This window comes from Mangrovicoccus algicola (assembly GCF_014903745.1).
Classification (GTDB): domain Bacteria; phylum Pseudomonadota; class Alphaproteobacteria; order Rhodobacterales; family Rhodobacteraceae; genus Mangrovicoccus; species Mangrovicoccus algicola.
In genome coordinates, this window is sequence record NZ_JACVXA010000084.1 from 1 (window position 1) to 1,018 (window position 1,018).

Consider the following 1,018-nt stretch of genomic DNA (forward strand, 5'->3'; position numbering starts at 1 on the left):
CGCGCCGCCGCCCCCGCGCGCGCCGGAGGCCAGCGACCGGCCGGTGCCGCGGCCCGGCGCGGCCTATGCCTCGAACGGCATGCGCCTGCGCGAACCCGATCCCGATTGCGACGGCGCCCGGATCGTCTGCATCCGCCTGGCGCAGCGGCTGGAGGATACCTGCGGCGCGATCGAGACGCTGGCCCTCGCCCATGACCTGCCCCCGGGCTTCTTCGCCCGGCTGATCTGGCGCGAAAGCCTCTTCGATCCCTATGCCGTCAGTCCGGCCGGGGCGCTCGGCATCGCGCAGTTCATGCCCGGCACGGCGCGGCTGCGCGGCCTCGACGACCCGTTCAATCCGGCGGCGGCGCTGGCTGCCTCGGCCGCCTACCTGGCCGATCTGCGCGACACGTTCGGCAATCTGGGCCTTGCCGCCGCGGCCTATAACGGGGGCGAGGATCGCGCGGCGCGCTTTGTCGCCGGATCCGGCGGGCTGCCCGGCGAAACCCGCGCCTATGTCGCCGGGATCACCGGCTACAGCGCGCTGGACTGGCGCGACCGGCCGCCCGCGTCGCTGGATCTGGCGCTGGATGCGGAGCGGCCGTTTTCCACCGCCTGCATCGCGCTGGCCTCGGCGCGGCAGTTTCCGCAATATCGCAGCGCGCCCGATCTGGCGCCCTGGGCCGTAATCGTGGCGGCCCATCGCAGCCACGACCTTGCCGCAGCGCGCTATCGCATGGCCGCGGCCCGCAACCCGGTGCTGCAGGACAACGATCCCGTCATCGCGCGGATGCATCTGCGCAGCATGCGGGCCCCGCAATTCGTGGCCCAGATCGGCGCGCAAAGCCGGACCGAGGCGGTGCGCCTGTGCAACCGGATCCGCCAATACGGCACGGTCTGCACGGTCCTTCACAACTAACCCGCCGGCCCGGCGCGGCCCGGGACCGCCCACGTGCAAGCCCGGGAGGGCGGCGCGGCACCGGATCGCGACGCGCCCGGGGCCTAGCCGTCCTGCAGGCGCAGCACGGTCGGCGGCCGG

At 74.2% G+C, this 1,018-nt stretch carries 1 protein-coding gene; it reads left to right on the top strand.

The annotated features are described in order from the left end of the window. Positions 1–898, top strand: an 898-nt coding sequence (locus ICN82_RS19085; protein WP_193186229.1) for a lytic transglycosylase domain-containing protein, incomplete at its 5' end; no start/stop codon positions are given. Positions 899–1,018 lie beyond the last annotated feature (120 nt).